19 protein-coding genes and 1 pseudogene are annotated in these 20,713 nt (G+C 36.2%); 15 read left to right on the top strand and 5 right to left on the bottom strand.

The genetic code is table 11. The features are described 5' to 3' along the window. Positions 1-80 precede the first annotated feature (80 nt). From BR65_RS07900 to BR65_RS14225, 6 genes and pseudogenes are all read left to right on the top strand, one after another. Positions 81-803 (top strand): EAL domain-containing protein, encoded by a 723-nt coding sequence (locus BR65_RS07900; RefSeq protein WP_034537738.1) that lies wholly within the window; start codon positions 81-83, stop codon positions 801-803. Positions 804-865: 62 nt separating this feature from the next. Beyond that, positions 866-1,963, top strand: a complete 1,098-nt coding sequence (locus BR65_RS07895) for a diguanylate cyclase (RefSeq protein ID WP_034537737.1) — start codon at positions 866-868, stop codon at positions 1,961-1,963. Between the two features lie 407 nt (positions 1,964-2,370). After that, positions 2,371-2,838 (top strand): annotated as a pseudogene (locus tag BR65_RS07890) (GNAT family N-acetyltransferase); the annotation flags it as partial. Positions 2,839-3,364: 526 nt separating this feature from the next. After that, on the top strand, positions 3,365-4,615 hold the full coding sequence (gene codB, locus BR65_RS07885; RefSeq protein ID WP_007725089.1) for a cytosine permease: 1,251 nt from the start codon (positions 3,365-3,367) through the stop codon (positions 4,613-4,615). Between the two features lie 16 nt (positions 4,616-4,631). Continuing rightward, positions 4,632-5,903, top strand: coding sequence for a cytosine deaminase (locus BR65_RS07880; RefSeq protein WP_029278233.1), 1,272 nt, complete (start codon positions 4,632-4,634; stop codon positions 5,901-5,903). A 374-nt stretch (positions 5,904-6,277) separates the two neighbouring features. Then, positions 6,278-6,394 carry an IS3 family transposase gene (locus BR65_RS14225; protein WP_155860443.1) on the top strand — a complete coding sequence of 39 codons (117 nt, stop codon included), beginning with the start codon at positions 6,278-6,280 and terminating at the stop codon, positions 6,392-6,394. Positions 6,395-6,648: 254 nt separating this feature from the next. On the opposite strand, the gene BR65_RS07870 is transcribed toward BR65_RS14225, so the two are convergent. After that, on the bottom strand, positions 6,649-7,272 hold the full coding sequence (locus BR65_RS07870) for a trimeric intracellular cation channel family protein (protein WP_007725081.1): 624 nt from the start codon (positions 7,270-7,272) through the stop codon (positions 6,649-6,651). Positions 7,273-7,597: 325 nt separating this feature from the next. Here BR65_RS07870 and BR65_RS07865 point away from each other — a divergent pair, with 325 nt between their 5' ends. Further along, positions 7,598-8,428, top strand: coding sequence for a squalene/phytoene synthase family protein (locus BR65_RS07865; RefSeq protein WP_034537734.1), 831 nt, complete (start codon positions 7,598-7,600; stop codon positions 8,426-8,428). Positions 8,429-8,477: 49 nt separating this feature from the next. Here BR65_RS07865 and BR65_RS07860 read toward each other — a convergent pair whose 3' ends face one another. The 3 genes from BR65_RS07860 to BR65_RS07850 form a co-directional block, all read right to left on the bottom strand. Continuing rightward, on the bottom strand, positions 8,478-9,080 hold the full coding sequence (locus BR65_RS07860; RefSeq protein WP_051932704.1) for a hypothetical protein: 603 nt from the start codon (positions 9,078-9,080) through the stop codon (positions 8,478-8,480). 178 nt (positions 9,081-9,258) lie between these two features. After that, entirely contained in the window at positions 9,259-9,801 is a 543-nt protein-coding gene (locus BR65_RS07855) for a DUF2812 domain-containing protein (protein WP_034537732.1), read from the bottom strand. Positions 9,802-9,803: 2 nt separating this feature from the next. Beyond that, positions 9,804-10,118: a PadR family transcriptional regulator gene (locus tag BR65_RS07850; protein ID WP_007725073.1), complete on the bottom strand. Its 315-nt coding sequence runs from the start codon at positions 10,116-10,118 to the stop codon at positions 9,804-9,806. A 279-nt stretch (positions 10,119-10,397) separates the two neighbouring features. On the opposite strand from BR65_RS07850, the gene BR65_RS07845 reads away from it, so the two are divergent. The 8 genes from BR65_RS07845 (at position 10,398) to BR65_RS07810 (ending at position 19,859) form a co-directional block, all read left to right on the top strand. Further along, positions 10,398-11,072 (top strand): response regulator transcription factor, encoded by a 675-nt coding sequence (locus tag BR65_RS07845; protein WP_034537730.1) that lies wholly within the window; start codon positions 10,398-10,400, stop codon positions 11,070-11,072. Further along, complete coding sequence (locus BR65_RS07840; protein ID WP_023179311.1) at positions 11,069-12,313, top strand: sensor histidine kinase; 1,245 nt, start codon at positions 11,069-11,071, stop codon at positions 12,311-12,313. Before BR65_RS07845 ends, BR65_RS07840 begins: the two co-directional genes overlap by 4 nt. 277 nt (positions 12,314-12,590) lie before the next feature. After that, the gene (locus tag BR65_RS07835) at positions 12,591-13,970 is read left to right on the top strand and encodes a glycoside hydrolase family 1 protein (protein WP_034537729.1); all 1,380 of its coding nucleotides are present in this window, start codon (positions 12,591-12,593) and stop codon (positions 13,968-13,970) included. Between the two features lie 346 nt (positions 13,971-14,316). Then, a complete protein-coding gene (locus tag BR65_RS07830; protein WP_034537727.1) occupies positions 14,317-15,066 on the top strand; it encodes a polyphosphate polymerase domain-containing protein in 750 nt (249 codons plus the stop codon). Positions 15,067-15,071: 5 nt separating this feature from the next. After that, entirely contained in the window at positions 15,072-15,746 is a 675-nt protein-coding gene (locus BR65_RS07825) for a DUF4956 domain-containing protein (protein WP_420867478.1), read from the top strand. Then, on the top strand, positions 15,746-17,653 hold the full coding sequence (locus BR65_RS07820; protein WP_051932702.1) for a carbohydrate-binding domain-containing protein: 1,908 nt from the start codon (positions 15,746-15,748) through the stop codon (positions 17,651-17,653). Before BR65_RS07825 ends, BR65_RS07820 begins: the two co-directional genes overlap by 1 nt. 369 nt (positions 17,654-18,022) lie before the next feature. Beyond that, positions 18,023-18,688, top strand: coding sequence for a deoxynucleoside kinase (locus BR65_RS07815; protein ID WP_034537723.1), 666 nt, complete (start codon positions 18,023-18,025; stop codon positions 18,686-18,688). Further along, positions 18,681-19,859, top strand: a complete 1,179-nt coding sequence (locus tag BR65_RS07810) for a NupC/NupG family nucleoside CNT transporter (RefSeq protein ID WP_034537720.1) — start codon at positions 18,681-18,683, stop codon at positions 19,857-19,859. The genes BR65_RS07815 and BR65_RS07810 overlap by 8 nt, the downstream gene beginning before the upstream one ends. Positions 19,860-19,906: 47 nt before the next feature. Here the strand turns inward: BR65_RS07810 and map are convergent, their stop codons facing one another. After that, positions 19,907-20,662, bottom strand: coding sequence for a type I methionyl aminopeptidase (map, locus tag BR65_RS07805; protein WP_023179300.1), 756 nt, complete (start codon positions 20,660-20,662; stop codon positions 19,907-19,909). Positions 20,663-20,713 lie beyond the last annotated feature (51 nt).

The following is a 20,713-nucleotide window of genomic DNA, read 5'->3' as shown; positions in this document are numbered from 1 at the left end:
TAGTCACATGAAAAACGTAGTGCCATCTTATTTTCTTACGTAAATGACCGATTGAAGTAGTAGTAAGGGGAGGTCTTTAAATGGATGAATTTCAACTTCACTTCCAGCCTAAATTCGATGTACGAAACAATCGAATTGTTGGATATGAAATTTTATTAAGAAATAAAGAACAAAATCCGTATTATCCAGCAGTGAAAATGGAGAACATTATTCATAATAAAGAAGAGCACAAAAGCTTTTTAGTATGGTTTCAAGAAGAACTGGTGCAATTGTTAAAGTCGTTTCCGACAGTCCAGTTTTCTATTAATTTTGCACCAAAACAATTATTTTACCCGGAGACCCATATTTTTTTCACTAACATGCAGTCCTATGCTAAACAATTGATCATCGAAATAACAGAAGATGCCCCATTATTTGCTGCTTCAATTGAACCTATTGATTCTTTAACGTTTGATAAGAAATTCCACTCTATTTTTGCATCAATCAAGGCAAAAGGTTATTGTATTGCATTGGACGATGTTGGTTCAGGTATGAATTCTTTAGATGAGGTCTTAAAATATGTTCCTTATCTAGATCAGATTAAATTTTCAATTGTAAAATGTGCTAAAAAAGATTTAAATGAAGAAACCTTGCATCTTTTCTTGAATGCGTGGCAACAATTTTCTGAAGACTATCATCTCGTTTTTATCGTGGAAGGTATTGAAGATCAAGTAACAAGTGATGAATTGAAAGAACAAGGAATTTTGATCCAGCAAGGTTACTATTTTGGAAAACCTTCAAAAAATATAAAAAAGTGTTGTTAAGTAATTACTGAATTTCTTTACTTTATTATTCTCTGTGACTGGCTGATGGAAGGAGTTTTTTTATGCTGTCATCTGTTTTCTTGAGTGTTATTGCCAATATTTCGATTCTCTGTACAGCATCTTATATATTTGTTAAATTGATTCCAAAAGAAAAAAAATATACACTTAACCTGCAGAAAAAGTTGATAATGATTGGAATAGCTAGTATGACAAATTTTATTTTAATGCTTTTTTCGGTTAACTTGCCTAAAGAAGCGATAATAGATTTTAGACATATTATTTTAATTTTGTTGGTTTACTATTTTGGACCTACAGTTTCTATTCCAACAGCTTTTTTGATTTCAGTATTGCGTTTATTATTGGGAGTCAATCCTGTTTCGATTCGAATCGCACTTATGTATGTTGTGTTGGGTCTTTTATTGCCGTATATCTGTAGTAAGTTAACGAAACGATTTAATCAATTCGCTGTTTTATCATGGCTTAATGTCGTTTGTGTTTCAGCTATTACTCTGAATTTATTCTTTTTTTATGATGATATTTTACTGAGCAGCCTCATTTGTTTTAGTTTATTTATTCTTTCAAGCATTGTAGTGATTATAGTGACCGCTTTTGTAGAAGACTTGATAAAGAACCTTCATTTGTATTTAGAGATTCAAGAACAAGCACAAATGGATTACTTGACAGGATTGTACAACATGAGAGTATTTAATAAAAAATGGCAAACGATTCAAGCGGATAAATCAATTGCTACGACTGCTTTTATGATGTTGGATATTGATCATTTTAAATGGATCAATGATACTTATGGACATGCGAATGGAAACTTTATCTTGCGACAGTTAGCAGTAATCCTGCAAGTTGGAGCTCCTGACAATGAGCTGATCTATCGTGTTGGCGGAGAAGAATTCTGTATAATTTTAAACAACCTGCCATATGTTGAAAAAAAAAAGACTGCTGAAAAAATCAGAGCTAGTGTAGCAAGTAAAGAATTCTTATTAGAAAATGGAGCTGGTATTTATATAACTGTATCGATTGGTTTGGCTGCCTCTACTCAAAAAAAAGATATGAAGAAACTCTTTCGACTAGCCGATCGTTGTTTATACATGGCTAAAGATCAAGGGAGAAACAAAGTAATTGGAGCAACAATGGAAAATGAGTAGATTATAAGTAAATTTATTTCCATCCACAGAAAGAATAACTTATTGGAAAATAATATTGTTTTCTGATTGGCTATTTTCAAAAAAACTAAGAGCCCATTTCTATATTATCCAGAGAGAATTGCTTATATATAGCAGTTCTCTTTTTTTTTACATTTGTAAGCAAACTATTTCAATTCACTGCAGCCGCAAGCATAAATCATGAGTCTAAAGCTTTATTTTTCTAATGAGAATAGTGAAGAGTATAAATATATCAGGTATTATGTGTATAAAGAAAAATTATGCTGGGGGAGAATGATTATATGAAAAACATAGGGACACAACAAATAGAAACAGATCGTTTAGTCTTGAAAAGGATTACGATAGAAAATGCGGAAGATATGTATCATAACTGAGCAAGTGATGAGGAAGTAACAAAATATTTAACATGGAAGCCGCATAAAAGAATCGAAGATACAAAAAACGCCATCTCAAGTTGGGAAAAAGAATTGGAACAAGAGGATTGCTATCGTTGGTGTAGAGAATTAAAAGACAACCAACAAGTAATAGGAACTATCGATGTCGTCGATATAAATAGTGACATTGAATGTGCAGTGTTTGGATATTGCATGTTTAAGAACTATTGGAATCAAGGAATTATGACTGAAGCATTTACTGCTGTAAAAAACTTTTTGTTTGAGCGTGTTGGATTTAATAGAATAGAAGCCAGTCACCATACTGAAAATTCAGGTTCTGGAAAAGTTATGAAAAAGGTTGGAATGAGTTTAGAGGGAATTAAAAGAGAAGGAGCAAAAGATAACGAGGGAAACCTTTGTGATATAGCAACTTACTCTATCTTTAAAGCAGACTGGGAAAAAGAAAAGTTGTATAATTTTTAATGTTGATAGAATAGTTAACTAGCTTAGTTGAAATTTTCGGAGGAATAGGAGGTGCTTGTAGACATGTCAAGTAAAGTGTTCTATGCGAAAGGGACGAAAAGCGTTTAGTCCCAAATCTTCTAACGCATCAATTATCATCTTCGTTTATTCAAGGAAGAGGGGCACACATTTCTCGCTCTATCTTTTTGTTAAAAGTCTTTTCACTACATTGTTCCTGTAGGGAACGGTTGTCGTATCTGCTCTTTTGTCTTAATTGTATACAGTTCATTACATTTAGACATCTTAGTGGGGAATTTTCTAGTTGACAGAGAAACTATTTTCTGGAATAATAAACTTAATTAAATACAGGTACCTTTAAACCAGTCCAGAGAGACTGACAAGGAAGCGGATAAAATCTAAGAGAAATGTGTGCAGGTGTATATGTATACACTTTTCTCTTAGATTAAAGAAAGAGGCTGAATGTCAGGAAAACTGATATTCAGCCTCTTTTTGTGCTTTTGGTACCCATAGAAATGGGAGGAACAACATGAAGAAAATCGATACAGAGTTTTCATTACAAACGGTACCGCAAACGAGCCGTAATTCTTTTGCAAAAACAATGGCTGTAATGCTGGGTTTTACCTTTTTTTCAGCCAGTATGCTAGCAGGAGGGCAATTGGGATTAAATTTGACTTTCTCTCAATTTTTGCTCGTCATTCTGTTGGGAAACTTGGCACTTTGTCTTTATACCGGAACATTGGCGCACATTGCAGCTAAAATGGGATTGTCTACCCACTTGCTGGCAAAGTACTCGTTTGGTGAGAAAGGTTCGTACTTACCATCCTTCTTATTGGGCTTTACGCAAGTAGGATGGTTTGGAGTCGGTGTGGCGATGTTTGCTGTTCCGATTGCAAAAGAAATGGGCTGGAATAGTTACTTGTTGATTTTTATCTTCGGGATGGTTATCACTCTGGCTTCTCTTTATGGGATGAAGTCGCTGGTGATTCTAAGCTTTATAGCGGTTCCTTTGATTGCGATTTTAGGAAGCTACTCTGCCATAGAAGCAATAGAAACCATGGGCGGACTGAGAGCGTTATTCGACTATGAACCAAAAACGAGTTTAACAATATCGGCTGCTTTGACTATCTGTATCGGATCCTTTATCAGTGGCGGAACGTTGACAGCTGACTTTGCACGTTTTGCAAAAACTTCGCGGTCAGCTGTTGCAGCTACCTCAACAGCTTTCTTCTTGGGTAACTCACTTATGTTCCTATTTGGAGCTGTGGGGGCAATGGTTTATGGGCTTTCAGATATCTCAGAAGTCCTATTCTTGCAAGGGCTGACAATACCGGCAATTTTGGTACTGGCTTTGAATATCTGGACAACCAATGATAATGCACTTTACGCTTCTGGTTTAGGATTTGCTAATATTACGAAAATCTCTAAAAAATTCTGGGTTTTTGTGAATGGAATTATTGGAACTGTATTAGCTATGTGGATGTACACTAATTTTGTCGGCTTTTTGAACTTGCTGAGCGCGGCTATTCCTTCTATTGGAGCAATCATTATTGCAGATTACTTTTTTGTGAAACACCGCAACTATACCAGATTTGAAGAAGCGACTTTTGTACCAATCAACTGGATAGCTCTTCTAGCTTGGGCTATCGGTGTAGCTTTAGCCCAATTCGCACCGGGAATCACACCACTCAACGCATTAGTGGGAACAGCTGTGGTTTATACAGGACTGATGAAACTACCGGTAACTAAGGCAGCATTAAGGTTTGAAAAAAATAATTAATGAAAGTGTGGAGTATATGATTATTCAAAATGCAGCTCTAAAAGGAAAAAAAGGACTTTGGCAAATCACGATAGAAGACGGAATGTTTACCCGTATTGAACCGCAACTAGAGGTTGTAGAAAAAATAAATGATGTTTTGAATGTCAACGGTTCACTGGTGCTTCCGCCGTTTATTGAACCACATATTCATTTAGATACAACTTTGACAGCAGGCGAACCGGAATGGAATCAAAGCGGAACATTATTCGAAGGCATCCAGCGTTGGTCTGAACGCAAGGCTTTTCTAACACATGAAGATGTTAAAACACGTGCAAAAAAAGCCCTGCAATGGCAGATTGCTCAAGGAATCCAGTACGTACGTACACATGTGGATGTTACGGATCCCAATTTGACGGCCTTAAAAGCTATGCTGGAAGTGAAAGAAGAAATGGCACCCTATGTCGACATCCAACTCGTTGCATTCCCGCAAGAAGGCATCTTATCTTATCCAAATGGAAAAGAACTGATGGAAGAAGCCTTGAAAATGGGAGCTGATGTAGTGGGCGGCATTCCGCACTATGAATTCACTAGAGAATATGGCGTAGAATCGCTTAAAATTGCTTTTGATCTGGCTGAAAAATATGATCGTCTAGTTGATATCCATTGCGATGAGATTGATGACGAACAGTCACGTTTTGTGGAAGTTGTTGCAAAAGAAGCTTACGAAAGAGGAATGGGCTCACGTACAACTGCCAGCCATACAACAGCAATGGGATCATACAACAACGCGTATACCTCTAAATTATTCCGCCTATTGAAACTATCTGATATTCGTTTTGTTTCCAATCCGTTGGTCAACATGCACCTACAAGGGCGATTTGATACGTATCCGAAACGACGAGGCTTGACACGTGTTAAAGAATTGTTGGAAGCCGATTTAACGGTTTGTTTCGGTCATGACGACATTTATGACCCGTGGTACCCGTTAGGAACAGGAAATATGCTGCAAGTTCTGTTGATGGGGCTGCATGCGACACAGTTGACAGGCTATGAAGAGATCATGAATGCCATGGATCTGATCACGATTAACAGTGCAAAAACGCTGCACATTGAAGAACGTTACGGCATTGAAGAAGGAAAGCCAGCTGACTTTATCGTTCTTCCGGCTGAGAATGAATATGAAGCCATCCGCAGACAAGTACCGGTCCGCTACTCTTACAGAAGTGGAAAAAAAATTGTAGAAACCAAATTAAGCGAAACTTGGTCATTGGTAGACGGATTCGAGGAACCTGTGCAATTTAATCGCTGAAGTAAGGAAGAAAAATAAAAAAATCTTCAAAAAAAGACAGTCATAGGATAAAAATTAAAAAGCCCGTCCAGATAGTGACCCCTAAAAGTTAGAAAAAACTAACTTTTAGGGGTTATTTTTATGTCAAAATACAGCTGTATATTAAAATGCAAATTGTTCGATTTTATGTAGCAGGTGATGGGAAATATCGGTTTTTAACTAAAAAATGTGATATGAAAGCTTGTTCTCAAGTACAAGGATGGGATTATCAAATGAAAGTAGATACCCGCAAACTTGAAAAACAAGGCATTTTTCAAAGCATGTCTCGCAAGGGAAACTGTTTGGATAGTTCCCCTATGGAAAAAAAATTAGTATTTTAAAACAAGAAAACTATTATGAAACTGTTTATCGGAGTTTTAATGAGGCGAAAACAGTATATCGGCTATTACAATACTAAACGAATGAAAGGAAAGTTGAACTGGGTGAGTCCAAGTCAATATAGAGAATTATAAATAAATATCTTTGCAGACACATCTGCCTTAAGGTCTTAAATAACAGTGAGAGATTTGAAAATACAAAAAATGGAGTAGAATGAACTACTCCGAAAAAAGCTTGATTTTTTTAGGGTCAATATATTTTTTTGAAAGAAAGTTTTTGTCAATAAAAAACTAATAATACTGTATAAACTCTAAGAATTTACAGTTAAACATCATTACCAAAGGTTTATTAGTTTCGCATACTCTTTATAAAATGTTTTTAAACAGAACTATTCTCTTTCTTTTTTAAAATTGAAATAGTGGGGAAGGTTCCAATTAAAGTAAGCTGATAAGATTCTTAAAACGACAATTGAAATAAATAAAATAATAACGACATACGGACCTCTTATCCAATCCAAACCAATAATTAAACCAGCAATGGCAGCCCATAAAGCGTAAACTTCTGAATAGAAAATCATCGGTTTACGTCCAGCAAATAGATCTCGTAATATTCCACCACCAGTACCAGTCATAATAGCAGCAAGAACGACTGCAATTATGGGAACTTCCATAGATACGGCATAATTGGCGCCTTGAATAGCAAATGCGGCTAGACCAATTGCATCAAAAAACACGATGCTTTTTTTCCAAAGGCCTCCCCAGATACTCGGTAGAATCAAAACTATCGTAATAGTTAAGAATGCAAACTTAAATAAAGTACTTTGCATCCAAATATTTTGAACTGGAATCCCAATGACCAAATTTCGGATAAGCCCTCCACCGAAAGCCGTTGTAAAACCTAAAATATAAACTCCTAATATGTCATATTTTGCTTCTAAGGCAATAAAAGCCCCACTTATAGCAAAGGCTATTGTACCTATAATATTGAGAACTTCCCATGTCACATCTGTCATTTCGAAGTCTCCTATTCTATGATGTATACTTATTCCTTATTTTAGTACGAAAGAATTATAAAGTAAAATAACACTCTTTAATACAGAGAACTTCTTCATACGTAGATTAAAAAAATTCCTTAGAAAACCAATTTATTTAACTGAATGTTAACAATAAATAGAGTGTTATTGTAGCATTACATTCAGATAAATCCAAAAATTTTATGGATAACACATAAAAACATAAAAAATTCTAATTTCTTTCTTAATTTGTTCCGTAGCATTATGAATCTTTTTGATATATTCTGTATAATAGAGATAATTTAGTTTAAAGGACGGCGAAATAATGAACAAAGAGAAATACCCTAAAGATGCCATGCGAGTTTTAAAAGAAACTAGCCGAACATTTTATATTCCTATTACTTTTTTGAAAGCAGATTTAAAATATTCAGTTGCATCTGCTTACTTAGTTTTACGAGCAATAGATGAGATTGAAGACCATGAGAGTATTCAAAATACGACCAAATTTGATCTTTTAATGCAATTAAGCGAGCTCTTCAAACGACCATTTACACAAGAGGAGTATTGCGACATTATCGCTCCTGTAAAAGAGCAATTACCTGAAGTGTCTATTCGCTTAGTCGATTGGATTCAAGCATGTCCAGAAGGTTCGCGTTCATTAATGATGGAAACAGCTAGTGAAATGGCATTTGGTATGGCAAAATGGGCAAAAGAAAATTGGCAAGTACATACAAAAGAAGATTTAGACGACTATACTTACTATGTTGCAGGTTGTGTTGGTGTTTACCTTTCTAAATTGTGGAACTGGTCTTATGGCCAAGAAACAAATGAAGAACTTGCGATTGAGTTTGGTCGTGGGCTTCAAATTGTTAACATTTTGCGTAACCAAAAAGAAGATAAAGAAGAACGTGGTGTCAGCTTTGTTCCAGATGATTGGTCAAGAGATCAATTGTTTGCATATGCAGATGAGAATTTAGCACAAGCGGATGCTTATATTGAGACACTTAATGAAAAAAGTACGATTCTGTTTTGTCGCTTGCCGCTTGCTTTTGCGCATAAAAGTTTAGCAGCTATGAAAAAAGGGGAGAAAAAAATGTCCCGAGCAGAAGTAGAGCAGACCGTTAAAGAAGTTCAAAAAGAAGTAGATGAAAAATAAAGTATAAAGAAGGCATTCTCGTTTGAGAGTGCCTTCTTTATACAATAGATTAATACTTCTTTTTAGGGTGACGATCAACGACTTCTGGATAGTTAGCAAGGATCTCTGTTCCAGCTGGGGTGATTTTATAGCCTCTGATAGTGAAACAAGGACTGATTTGGTCTTCTGTCAACTCTGCTTGAGCCAGTTCCATAAGTCCTTCTTTATTCAACTTGGAATACCCTTTAAGTCCAAATTGTTTCAAGACGGCTTTTAGTTGTGCAGCGTTTAAGTAGGGCAAAGAATCCATCGCCGACAACTGATTTGCGTACCCTTTTTCAATGACTTCTTTAAGAGCTTGTTCTGCATTGATGCCATAATCATATTCAAAATATTTAGGGTATCCGCTGCTAGTTGTAAACGTGCCGAACTGAATACGCCATAACAAAATAAGATGACCAGGAAGGATGTCTTCTTTAAAACGCATCATGTTTCGTTTAGGGACTAAGCTTTCGGAACTGATACTCACCAAATCTAACCACTCTTTCAAGTTGCGTTTCGGTGAAATATAAGGAACTTCCTGGTGATTTTTATAGAGGGTAAAAATTTCTTTTACATCTGGATCGGTTAAATCAAGATGGCTGTTTTGTTTATCGCTATTATTTGTGTTCATGTAAAGCACCTCATTTCATTAGCCTATTTTAAATACTCTTATATTCTATCATCAAGAGATAGGGGATGGTTGATATTTAATTTGAATTATGTGTTGCAATCAATTGGTTGCGACCTGAAATACATTTTATTTGCTCGTAAGAGATACCGTATTCTTCAAAAACAATCAAATAAAGATCTTAATTCTGCTCTAGTTGTTTGATTTTTTTAGTTAGATTAATGAAAAGCTTTACGTAGAGAATTACAATAACAAAGAAAAAAAGAGCTGTTATAACACCACTAATAAGGGACCTGGAGACAAATAAATTTAAGATTGTAAAAAAAAGCAACAAAAGTGACATAGCTGTTCCAAATCGAGTCCAGTGCGTTCTTACTTTTTTCAATAAATCAACCATCGAATCCTTGTCCGAAAAAATTTCAAGATCTCGAGATTCAGTCGTGCTAAGTTTTCTAAAATAAATCCAACTGCCTTGAAATATAGGATAAGAGTAAACCACTTCCCAACCTGCATCTTCAAAAATAGCTAGATACTCATCTAGATCTTCTAGTGTTTCTTTGTAGTCGATCCGATAAACATAATTCGCTGGAGGAGTTTGTTCAAAATGATACCTTAAGTTCTTGTAACACTTAAAATGCCAACCTTTTAAATCCATATCATGCAAAAACTCTTGCTCTTTTTCTAATTGATCTACTGTAATAAACTTAAAGACTTTTTTCTCCATAATTATATCCCTCCCTTAGAATTCATATAAAGTTCTTTGATTCGAGCTTTCTCAATCTCTAAAATTTCTTTTCCTAATCGTGTGATTTGATAGATCTTTCGATTGTTCTCTTCTTTTACTGGTTCGATCAAACCATCTTTTTTCATCTTTGATAACGTTCCGTAAATGGTTCCTGGACCTAGTGAAATTCGCTTTTTAGTCAGTTGTTCAACATGATCAATAATCGCATATCCGTGTCTAGGTGTAGCTAAAGATAAAAGAATATAGAATGCTGTTTCAGTCATTGGAAAATAAGACTTCTTTAATTTAGTATCCATTACTATATCACACCTCGATGTATTTGTTAGTTAAACTATATCACGGTGTGATATAGTTAGCAAGAAAAAAGCATCGTACCGCGATATAGTTGTCGTGGCAAAATCGTTAAAACAATAAAACAGATTAAAGCTTATCTACACCCTTTTTGGTATGTATGAACGTAAATAAAAGAACAGATACAGAGTGATGCTAAGAAAAGTTACTGAAAATAAATGTTCTTGCGCATCTTAGCGGAGTAGAATATGCTAATCAAAAGAAGGTTTGAGGAGGTCTGGATAATGAGGTTGTTGATAGCAGAGGATGAAGCAGAATTAGCTCGTGCCATTCAAGTGATTTTGGAAAGTGAAGGCTACACTGTCGATAGCGTTCATGATGGAAAAGATGCATATGAGTATGCTGTTTTAGCTGAATATGATGGGGTTATTCTTGATATCATGATGCCGAAACTTTCTGGAATGGAAGTTTTAGAAAAATTACGAAGTGAAGGTAATCAGACCCCGATCTTGCTCTTGACCGCAAAGTCCGCTGTCGAGAATCGAATCGATGGGCTGGATCTAGGAGCAGATGATTATTTAACCAAACCATTTGCGATGGGAGAATTGCTAGCGCGTATACGGGCTATGACACGCCGGAAAACGGTCTTACAAGCGAATAATTTAACATTTGAAGATTTAGAATTGAACAAAGATATTATGCGTATCAGCAATGGTCAAGACGAGATAAAGTTATCAAATAAAGAATGTCAAATCTTGCAATTATTAATGGAAAATCCAAAACAAATTTTTTCAGCCGACCAAATGATCGAACGTATCTGGGGTTGGGATGCGGATATCGAAATGAACAGTATATGGGTGCATTTAAGTAATTTGCGAAAAAAATTAGCAGAACTGGATGTTCATGTCAAAATAGTTGCTACTCGTGGTGTGGGTTATTCGCTGGAGGTTATTGAATGATTGAGAAGCTGAGAAAAAAATTTATTCTTGTTACGATGGCCGTAGTTTTTCTAGTGATGTTCGTTGTCTTAGTAGCACTGAATGTCACAAATTACTTTCATGCAGCAGAACGAGCAGATGAGATCTTGAACATCTTGGCTGAAAACGGTGGGGAATTCCCGGATGAGGAACTTTCAGGAAAAGGATCTGAGCCTGGGAGTATTCCGCCAAATCAGGCGGTTTCAGCAGAGACTCCTTTTGAGACCCGCTATTTTACTGTAATCACTAATTCAAATCGACAAATCATTCAAATTGATACAACAAGAATTCGGTCGGTTGATTCTGAAGCTGGCCAGATATACGCGGAAGAAGCTTTAACTTCTAACAAAACAAAAGGATATCTAGATGATTTTCGTTATAAAGTTGTAGAGAAAGAGGATGGAACCTTTTTGTTGCTCTTCGTTGATAGTCAACGAGAATTACAGACCATGCGAACATTCTTGCAAAACTCATTATCGATTGGATTAATTAGTTTAGCTTTTATTTTTTTGCTGGTTTTTTATTTTTCAAAAAAAATTGTTAAACCTGTCCAAGAAAGTATTGACCGGCAAAAGCAATTTATTACCGATATGGGTCATGAAATTAAAACGCCTCTGGCTATTATTTCAGCTAATAATGACGTTCAGCAAATGCTTAACGGAGATACTGAATGGACCAAAAGTACAGGAAAACAAATTCGCCGTTTAAATGGTTTAATGGAAAGCATGCTTCAGTTAACACAGATGGAAGAAGAAACCTATCAACCTAAAATTGAATCCGTTGATTTCTCGCAAGTTTTACGTGAGACATGCGAACCATACATTCTGATTGGTGAACAAAAAAATGTTACTGTTTCATTAAATATCCAGCCCAATATCATTATCCAAGCAGAAATGGAGGCAATCAACAAGTTGTGTTCACTTTTAATGGATAATGCGAATAAATATGTTCGAGAACCGGGAACCATTCAAGTCCGTTTAGATAGTCATCAACATAAAATCAGATTGATTGTTTCCAATACTGTTAGTGAAATGCCACAAAATTTTGATCGGCTATTTGATCGTTTTTACCGGGAAGACCAAGCAAGAAGGCACACTGCTGGTGGATATGGCATTGGATTGTCATTGGCCGCTGCTATAGTTGAAAGCTACCATGGACAAATCAAAGCTAGCCCGTTGAATGAAGAAACCATTGCTTTTGAAGTTGTAATGCCATTAAAATAAAAAATTTGGGCAAGTCACTGATATAAATCAGAAGACTTGTCTTTTCTTTGTCCAGTTTAGGTATCTTTATTTCGTCATTTTCGATAAAAAAGTGCCGTTCATAGTATGACCAGACAGACCAAATAATCGCTTCTATCTTTTAGAAAATACTTTGCAAATGAAAGGCTTTACATGATTCGTGTTGTAATATATTCTGGTCTTTACATAAAAATAAAACTTTGCTAGAGTATGAGTATAAACCGATTACATTTTAAATCTAAAACGAGGAGACTAGACGATGACTAAATTTTTCTGGGGTAACTCAGTATCAAGCATGCAAACTGAGGGAGGATGGGACGAATGTGGTAAGAGCCCATCTGTTTATGATGTAAGAGAAGCAACAGAACATGCAAGTGATTGGAAATTTGCGAATGATAATTACCATCAGTTTGAACAAGATCTAGATCACATCAAGGACTTAGGCATGAATATGTATCGGTTCCAGATTTCTTGGTCACGAGTGATTGAAAACGGTAACGGTGAAGTGAATGAAGAAGGCATTGCTTATTATGATCGATTCATTGACGGTCTGCTTGAAAGAGGTATCGAACCGATGATCTGTCTGTATCATTTTGATATGCCTTTGTATTTAGCAGAAGAATATAATGGGTTAGTTTCAAAAGAAGTACTGAAAGCCTTCGTCAGATACGGAAAAGAAATGGTCGATCGTTATGCGGATAAAGTGAAGTACTGGATCGTATTCAATGAGCAGAATCTCTATCATGTACCAGAAGCATTTAGAATCAGTGGATATTTACAGGGAGAAAAGACGGCAAACGAATTATATCAAATTTTACACAATGTTATGGTGGCACATGCTGAAATTGCCAATTATCTTCACGAAACAACGGATGCTCAGATTGGTGGAATGCTGGCTTACAGTGAAGTTTATCCAGCTACTTGTAAACCTGAAGATATTCTAGCAGCTAGAAAATGGGATGAATTTGTAAACTATACGTTACTTGACGCTTATACAAAAGGAACGTATTCAAAAGAAATGATGCAATTTGTGAAGAAAAATGAAATTGATATGAACATATTGCCTGGAGAATTAGAAACAATTCAAAATCAGAAGAATGATTTTATAAGTTTTAGTTATTATGCTTCGTCAACCATCAGTGCTGAAAAGATTCCAGCGGGAACCATTCCAAATGAGTATATGGATTACGGTAGATTAGACAATCCACATTTAGATACTACGGAATGGAACTGGCAGATTGATCCACTTGGATTCCGAGATGTGTTAAACAAATTGTACCAGCGCTATCAGTTACCCGTCTTTCCAATTGAAAATGGTATTGGAGTGAAAGAAGAGTGGGATGGAACGAATCTAATAGAAGATGACTATCGCATCGACTATCATAAGAAACATTTATTAGCCATGTATGATGCTATGTACATCGACGGAGTAGAAGTAATGGGCTATCTTGGATGGGGCTTGATCGATATTTTGAGTTCACAAGGAGACATGCGTAAACGTTATGGATTAGTGTATGTGAACCGGGATAACCATGATCTGAAAGACATGAAAAGAGTTCCGAAGAAAAGTTATGAATGGTTCAAAGAAGTCATTAAAACAGATGGGAAGTGTCTGTCTGAAGGAGTTGACAGAACCTGACAGAAGAAGCATCAGAGTCAGGAAAACATGATGTAAGCTGATTTATTATGTCAGCCTGCTTGTCTGTCGATCAGGAATACGAATAAAAGGGAGCTGATACAATAAAAAGTACCAGCTCTAACTTTAATAAAGAATGGCTCAATTTTCTTCAAGAAAATTGGGCCATTCTTCTTTTTATGTCATCGATTCAATATTTTTTAAGATCTTTATCATGAAGAGCAGATGAATTTCTTTAGTTGCCTTAGCGTTGCTTCTGACATACAGATCTGCTTTTAAAATTTTAGACTTAAGGTTCAATTAAGGTTCAAGTTTTATATTGTATCCATCGAGTAAGGAGGTAATAAATATGACTAACTATCAAAGTGTTTTTGAACGAAAGGAAACAAAGTATTTAATTACGTATGATCAATGGAATAAATTGCTTATAGAGCTTAGACCGTATATGGAGCTGGATCAATACGGCAAGCATTTGATTACAAATATTTACTATGATACCCCAAGTTGGTATTTGATACGGCATTCAATGAGTAAACCGCTCTACAAAGAAAAAGTTCGATTGCGTAGTTATGGTATTCCAACTAAAAAAGATTCAGTCTATGTGGAGATCAAGAAAAAATTTGATGGAATCGTCTATAAAAGAAGAACAAAGATGCAATTGAAAAATGCTGAAAGATTTTTAGCTCATCAAAATGAGCTGGAATCGATCAACAATGATCAAAAGGTACATGAATTTGAGTCAATTCTTTCTTTTTATCCAGACTTAAAACCAACCATGTATTTGTCTTATAAAAGACTAGCTTATATTGGGAAATTGGATAACGATGTCCGGATTACATTTGATCAAGAAATTTTATACCGCACGCATGATCTTTCTTTGTCATCTGGATCTTATGGAGAGCCGATTTTACCGGAAAATCACTTATTGATGGAAATAAAAATTTGCGGGGCAATGCCTGTATGGCTTGCTCGTATCTTATCCGAGCAACAAATTTACCCAGCAAAATTTTCGAAATATGCAAATGGGTATAAAGATTATTTGAAAAAACAAGAAGAACCAATAATGGAAGCAAGAGAAAGAGAGGTTTATAGTGCATGAGTGAGTTGTTTAATAGTTTATATATGGAAAGTACATCTGCGTTTTCAATCACGAGTTTTCTACTTTGTACGGTGTCAAGTTTGGTTTTAGGAGGATTTATAGCATGGACCTATATGTATAGAAATCAATTTTCTAAAGGTTTCGTCATGACTCTATTTCTATTACCAGCTATGGTACAAATGGTGATCATGCTGGTCAATGGAAATGTTGGAGCCGGTGTTGCAGTAATGGGGGCATTTAGTTTAGTTCGTTTCCGTTCTGTACCAGGTTCAGCTAAGGAAATCAGCAGCATCTTTCTGGCAATGGCCGTTGGGCTGGCAACCGGAATGGGGTATATTGGATTTGCTGTAGTATTTGCCTTGATTATTTGCGGCGCAATGGTTGGATTAAATCTTTCCAGCTTTGGCGAAATGGGTGAACGGGTTCGGTTGTTAAAAATAACAATTCCAGAAAATCTAGATTATAGCGCTGTTTTTGATGATATCTTCGAACAATACTTGTCCAGTTATCAGATGATAAGAGTAAAGACTACCAATATGGGCAGTCTGTTTCGGATTGAATATACGATCGAATTGAAAGATCAAAATCAGGAAAAACAATTAATCGACGCATTGCGTTGCAGAAATGGAAATTTAGAAATTATCTGTGGACGCTCGTTAGCTGGAAAGGAAGAACTCTAATGAAAAAAAAGACGAAGATCACACCATTTTTATCACTAGCTGTTTTGGTGATGTTAGCCGGATGCCAATCAACCGCTTCTGGCACTAGTCAAAGTGCAGATTCTGCTACAGCAACTGAGTCTGGCACTGTAGAAAGTACAGTAGATTATGATTTAGAATTTAGTTCCGATGATCTTGAAGTCGGATATGACGAGGCTGATTCTACTACTATCCAATTGGCTGACAATCAGAACACAAGCAGCGGAGAAGGAGCAACGGTTGATGGTAATGTTGTTACAATTACAACTGGTGGAACATATTTGATCAGCGGAACTCTTTCAGATGGTCAAATCAAAGTAACGGCCCCGAATACTGAAGAAGTTCATTTGATCTTTGACGGAGTAGATATTACCTCCTCAACAAGTGCTCCTTTATTGATCGAAGAAGCTGATAAAGTCTTTGTGACATTGGCAGAAGGATCAGAAAATACATTGACTGATAAAGCTGGAAGTACAGCAACACTTGATACGGATGCCGATGCGACTAGTATTGATGGAACAATTTTTAGTAAAGCTGATTTGGCATTTAACGGCTCTGGTAGTTTAACGATACATGCGAATACGAATCACGGAATCGTATCAAAAGATGAATTAATCGTCGTAAGTGGTACGTATAATATTACTGCAGCAGGCCAAGGACTTTCAGGAAAAGATGCAGTGAAAATCAAAGATGGAACGTTTACTCTTGAAACCGGAACAGATAGTATTCAGTCCGATAATGCAGATGAAGAAGGCAAAGGTTTTGTCTATATAGCCGGAGGTAACTTTACTATTGATGCAGAGCAAGACGGTATTCAAGCTGAAACGCTACTTCAAATTGATGGCGGAACATTTGACATTACAGCAGGTGGCGGGAGTGCCAATGCAGTAGCAAAAACACAAGAAGGGATGGATTTCTTTGCTCAAGCAGCAGATGAAGAAGAAAATGCGGATAGCGATGAGATCAGTTCAACCAGTACCAAAGGATTGAAAGCAGCCGGCGAGTTGATTATTAATGATGGCACGATTGCAATTGATGCGGCTGATGATACAGTGCATACTGATGGAAATCTGACACTTGCAGGAGGATCGCTCACATTAATTGCCGGAGACGATGGCTTACATGCTGATAATGATTTGCAATTAAGTGGTTCGAGTGTTGCTATTACAGAAAGTTATGAAGGAATCGAAGGTAAGGCGATTACAATCAGTAATGGAGAAATAAACGTTGTAGCTAGTGATGACGGAGTAAATGTATCTGGTGGGACTTCAACAACAACTGAACAAGCAGCCGGACCGGGTGAATCTGGCAGCTACAGTGAAAATACATTGGTCATTTCTGGTGGTACATTGACAGTGAACAGCAGTGGTGATGGATTAGATTCAAACGGAACGATTGAAATTTCTGGAGGGGTGACGACTGTTAGCGGACCAGAAAATGATGGTAACGGAACAATTGATTCAAATGGAGAGGCTGTGATAACTGGCGGAACGTTAATGGCTGCTGGAAGCTCTGGAATGGCAGTAACTTTTGCAGACAGTTCTAGTCAAGTAAGTGTTTTTTATGGATTTGAAACAACTTATGAAGCGGGTAGCAAAATTGAATTAAGCGATGCAGACGGTACAGTTCTCTTATCATGGACAGCAGATAAAAGTTTCACTTCTGTACAGTTCAGCTCTGCTGATTTAGCAGTAGATGAAACATACACTTTATCCATTAATGATGAAATTTTTGAAGTTCCAATTGAATCAGTATCAACAACAGTGGGCACTACAACAGGACAAATGGGGGGCGGAATGCAACAGCCTGGTGACAAGAACATGCAACCAAATGGTGACATGCAAAAACCAAGTGAAGGAGATACAGGCAGTATACCAACCATGCCTTAACCTAGTTAGTTAAGAAGTAAATAGAATAGACAAGTCAGTAGGAAAATTCCTAAGGCTTGTCTATTTTTTAGTCTATAGGATGTTTTGAATGCGCAACCACAATATATGGTGTTTATTTTTTCGTAATTAGCACATATGGTATAATTTCAGGTTGATATAATTTTCATATCATAGTATTATAGCTAAGGAGCTAATCGATGGTTAAGCAATGAACTACTGCATAAACTATAAATAGTTACATAAAAAGATGCAACAAAAAATTTAAGCAGTACGATTTCTAGAAACTACTAAGATAACAACTAGTAATGAGATGGAAAAAGAGTAGCTGAATTATGCTACTCTTTTTCCATGCAATGAGGAGAGGGGTAGATGGCGATTTTAGTAATTGGTGGAATGATTGGAGCAGGAAAAACAAGTGTAGCTGAACTGTTAGGAAAATCTTTAAACAGTGAGGTATTCTATGAGAATGTAGATGACAATGAAATATTGCCTTTATTTTACACAGCAAGTGAAGAGGAACAGCATTTAAAACGATACCCGTTTTTATTGCAATTAGATTTTTTAAGTAGTCGTTTTAAAAGTATTAAAGAAGCTTTACACAACAAGAATAATGTGTTGGATCGCTCAATTTATGAAGATTGGTATTTTGCCAAAGTAAATACAGAGTTAGGACGTATCTCAGCTTCAGAGTTTAGTATTTATGAAAAATTATTGAACAACATGATGGAAGAATTACAAGAACTGCCTAAAAAATCTCCAGATTTAATGGTTTATTTACAAGGCTCCTTTGAAACGATTCTTTACAGAATCGGTTTGCGAGGCAGAGACTTTGAACAAGATCAAGGATTAATGGACTATTACAAAGCTCTTTGGCAAGGTTATGATAATTGGGTCACTCATCACTATAAAGAATCTGATGTTTTAGTGATCAATATTGATAAAATCGATGTGATCAATAATAGTGAAGACGCGGATTTTGTGGTGAAATTAGTAAAAGAAAAGTTAGTTGAAATGGAGAGTAGAATCAATGAGTAGAGTAATAACAGTTTTAGGCATTATAGTCATGTTAGGGATTTTATTTCTCTTATCAGACAATAAAAAAGCAATTAATAAGCGTACGGTTGGAGTTGCGCTAGCAGCTCAATTAGTGTTGGCTTTGTTCTTAATTAAAGTTCCTGTAGGCAGCTGGATCATTGAACAGTTAGCTGCAGGTGTAACGAAACTATTCAGTTTTGCGAATGAAGGACTATCTTTTGTGTTTGGCGATTTATTTGGAAGAGGATACTTCTTCATTGATGTATTAGGTGTTATTATCTTCCTATCTGCTTTGACAGGGATCCTTGGCTACTTAGGTGTAGTTGGTTGGGTCGTTAAAATCATAGGTGGAGCAGTTGGAAAGTTGTTAGGAACTGAAAAAGCAGAATCTTTTGTTGCTGTAGCAAATATGTTGTTGGGGCAGACAGAAGCGCCTTTCTTAGTTGCAAAATATTTGCCTGATATGACAAAATCAGAGTTGATGACAGTTTTAGTTGCAGGAATGGGATCTATGTCGGCTTCTATCTTAGTGGGATATAATTTATTAGGTATTCCGATGAAATGGTTATTGATTACAACGGCTTTAGTACCGTTTGGATCATTACTGGTAGCTAAAATCTTAACGCCTGAGACAGAAGTTAGTAAAGTAACTGATGTAACTTTAGATCGTAAAGGCTCGAGTACCTCTCTTTTTTCTGCCATGGCCGAAGGAATCAACAATGGGCTTCAAATGGTTTTAGGTATCGGTGCGAGTTTGATTGCTGGTATTTCTATTGTGGCATTATTGAATAGTATTTTAGGGTTAGTAGGGACCAGTTTTACAGGGGTTCTAGGCTATATCTTTATGCCAATCGGTTGGTTGATGGGCTTAAGTGGTACGGAGGCAATGTTAGCTGGCCAACTGCTAGGGACCAAATTATCAATCAACGAGTTTGTCGCTTATGCTGACTTTGCTCCAATGATGTCTGAATTGTCCGAAAGAGCAATAGCGATGATATCTGTGGCTGTTGGTAGTTTTGGAGCATTCTCTAGTATTGCGATTTGTGTAACAGGTTTATCAGTTTTTGCACCAACTAGAAAAAATGATTTATCTAAACTAGCTTTAAGAGGGATGTTTGGCGGTTTTATCGTTCCTATTTTATCAGCTATGTTTATCGGATTGTTTTTATAAAAAAATAAGATGACTCCCAAAGTCTAACATTTGGGAGTCATCTTATTTTATTGATTATTTTGAGAAGTTAGAATACGTGGCCCATTTTTTGTAATTACTAATGTATGTTCGAACTGGCAACTTAGACCTCCGTCTTTTGTTCGAGCGGTCCATCCGTTATCGTCCATTTTTGATTTCCATGATCCAGTGTTTACCATGGGTTCAACAGTGATAACCATACCTTCTTTCAAGCGTAGTCCTTTACCTGGTTGTCCATAGGAAGGAACGTCAGGAGATTCATGTAATGTCGGCCCGACTCCATGACCTAAAAATTCTCGAACTACTGATAAATTTTCACTTTCAACGTAACTTTGGATAGCATGACCGATATCTCCTATACGGTTTCCAACTTTTGCCTGTTCAATACCTTTATACATAGCTTTTAGAGTAACTTCCATTAAATGATCTTTCTCAGGGTTTGATTCTCCAACCACATAACTCCAACAAGAATCTGATAAAGCACCCTTCAAATTAATGACAGTATCAACTTTGATCAAATCTCCATTTTTGAGGACTTCTTTTCTTGGAAAACCATGACAGATCTCATCATTTATACTAATGCATGTTGCATATTCGTAGCCTTCGAATCCAATTTGTTCAGGTATTGCGTCATTATCCAAGATGAATTTATGAGCGAATTCTTCAATATCCCAGCTCGTTATGCCAGGTTTGATAAAGTCGCGTAAAGCGATATGCATGTTTGCTAATATTGTTCCAGATTCATCCATGGCATCAATTTCGCGTTGTGATTTTAATGTAATCAAGTAAGTTCCTCTTTTCTGTATAATTAAATCGATACCTAATAATATAGGTTT

This window comes from Carnobacterium inhibens subsp. inhibens DSM 13024 (assembly GCF_000746825.1).
GTDB classification, from domain to species: domain Bacteria; phylum Bacillota; class Bacilli; order Lactobacillales; family Carnobacteriaceae; genus Carnobacterium_B; species Carnobacterium_B inhibens.
The sequence above is the reverse complement of the archived record's forward strand: the minus strand, read 5'-3'. Positions and strand labels throughout refer to the sequence as shown.

What these genes read in the sequence shown, in the direction of transcription:
- BR65_RS07900 (WP_034537738.1), top strand. Translation starts at nt 81, where the DNA reads ATGGATGAATTTCAACTTCACTTCCAGCCTAAATTCGATGTACGAAAC.
- BR65_RS07895 (WP_034537737.1), top strand. Translation starts at nt 866, where the DNA reads ATGCTGTCATCTGTTTTCTTGAGTGTTATTGCCAATATTTCGATTCTC.
- codB (WP_007725089.1), top strand. Translation starts at nt 3,365, where the DNA reads ATGAAGAAAATCGATACAGAGTTTTCATTACAAACGGTACCGCAAACG.
- BR65_RS07880 (WP_029278233.1), top strand. Translation starts at nt 4,632, where the DNA reads ATGATTATTCAAAATGCAGCTCTAAAAGGAAAAAAAGGACTTTGGCAA.
- BR65_RS14225 (WP_155860443.1), top strand. Translation starts at nt 6,278, where the DNA reads ATGAAACTGTTTATCGGAGTTTTAATGAGGCGAAAACAGTATATCGGC.
- BR65_RS07870 (WP_007725081.1), bottom strand. Translation starts at nt 7,272, where the DNA reads ATGACAGATGTGACATGGGAAGTTCTCAATATTATAGGTACAATAGCC.
- BR65_RS07865 (WP_034537734.1), top strand. Translation starts at nt 7,598, where the DNA reads ATGAACAAAGAGAAATACCCTAAAGATGCCATGCGAGTTTTAAAAGAA.
- BR65_RS07860 (WP_051932704.1), bottom strand. Translation starts at nt 9,080, where the DNA reads ATGAACACAAATAATAGCGATAAACAAAACAGCCATCTTGATTTAACC.
- BR65_RS07855 (WP_034537732.1), bottom strand. Translation starts at nt 9,801, where the DNA reads ATGGAGAAAAAAGTCTTTAAGTTTATTACAGTAGATCAATTAGAAAAA.
- BR65_RS07850 (WP_007725073.1), bottom strand. Translation starts at nt 10,118, where the DNA reads ATGGATACTAAATTAAAGAAGTCTTATTTTCCAATGACTGAAACAGCA.
- BR65_RS07845 (WP_034537730.1), top strand. Translation starts at nt 10,398, where the DNA reads ATGAGGTTGTTGATAGCAGAGGATGAAGCAGAATTAGCTCGTGCCATT.
- BR65_RS07840 (WP_023179311.1), top strand. Translation starts at nt 11,069, where the DNA reads ATGATTGAGAAGCTGAGAAAAAAATTTATTCTTGTTACGATGGCCGTA.
- BR65_RS07835 (WP_034537729.1), top strand. Translation starts at nt 12,591, where the DNA reads ATGACTAAATTTTTCTGGGGTAACTCAGTATCAAGCATGCAAACTGAG.
- BR65_RS07830 (WP_034537727.1), top strand. Translation starts at nt 14,317, where the DNA reads ATGACTAACTATCAAAGTGTTTTTGAACGAAAGGAAACAAAGTATTTA.
- BR65_RS07820 (WP_051932702.1), top strand. Translation starts at nt 15,746, where the DNA reads ATGAAAAAAAAGACGAAGATCACACCATTTTTATCACTAGCTGTTTTG.
- BR65_RS07815 (WP_034537723.1), top strand. Translation starts at nt 18,023, where the DNA reads ATGGCGATTTTAGTAATTGGTGGAATGATTGGAGCAGGAAAAACAAGT.
- BR65_RS07810 (WP_034537720.1), top strand. Translation starts at nt 18,681, where the DNA reads ATGAGTAGAGTAATAACAGTTTTAGGCATTATAGTCATGTTAGGGATT.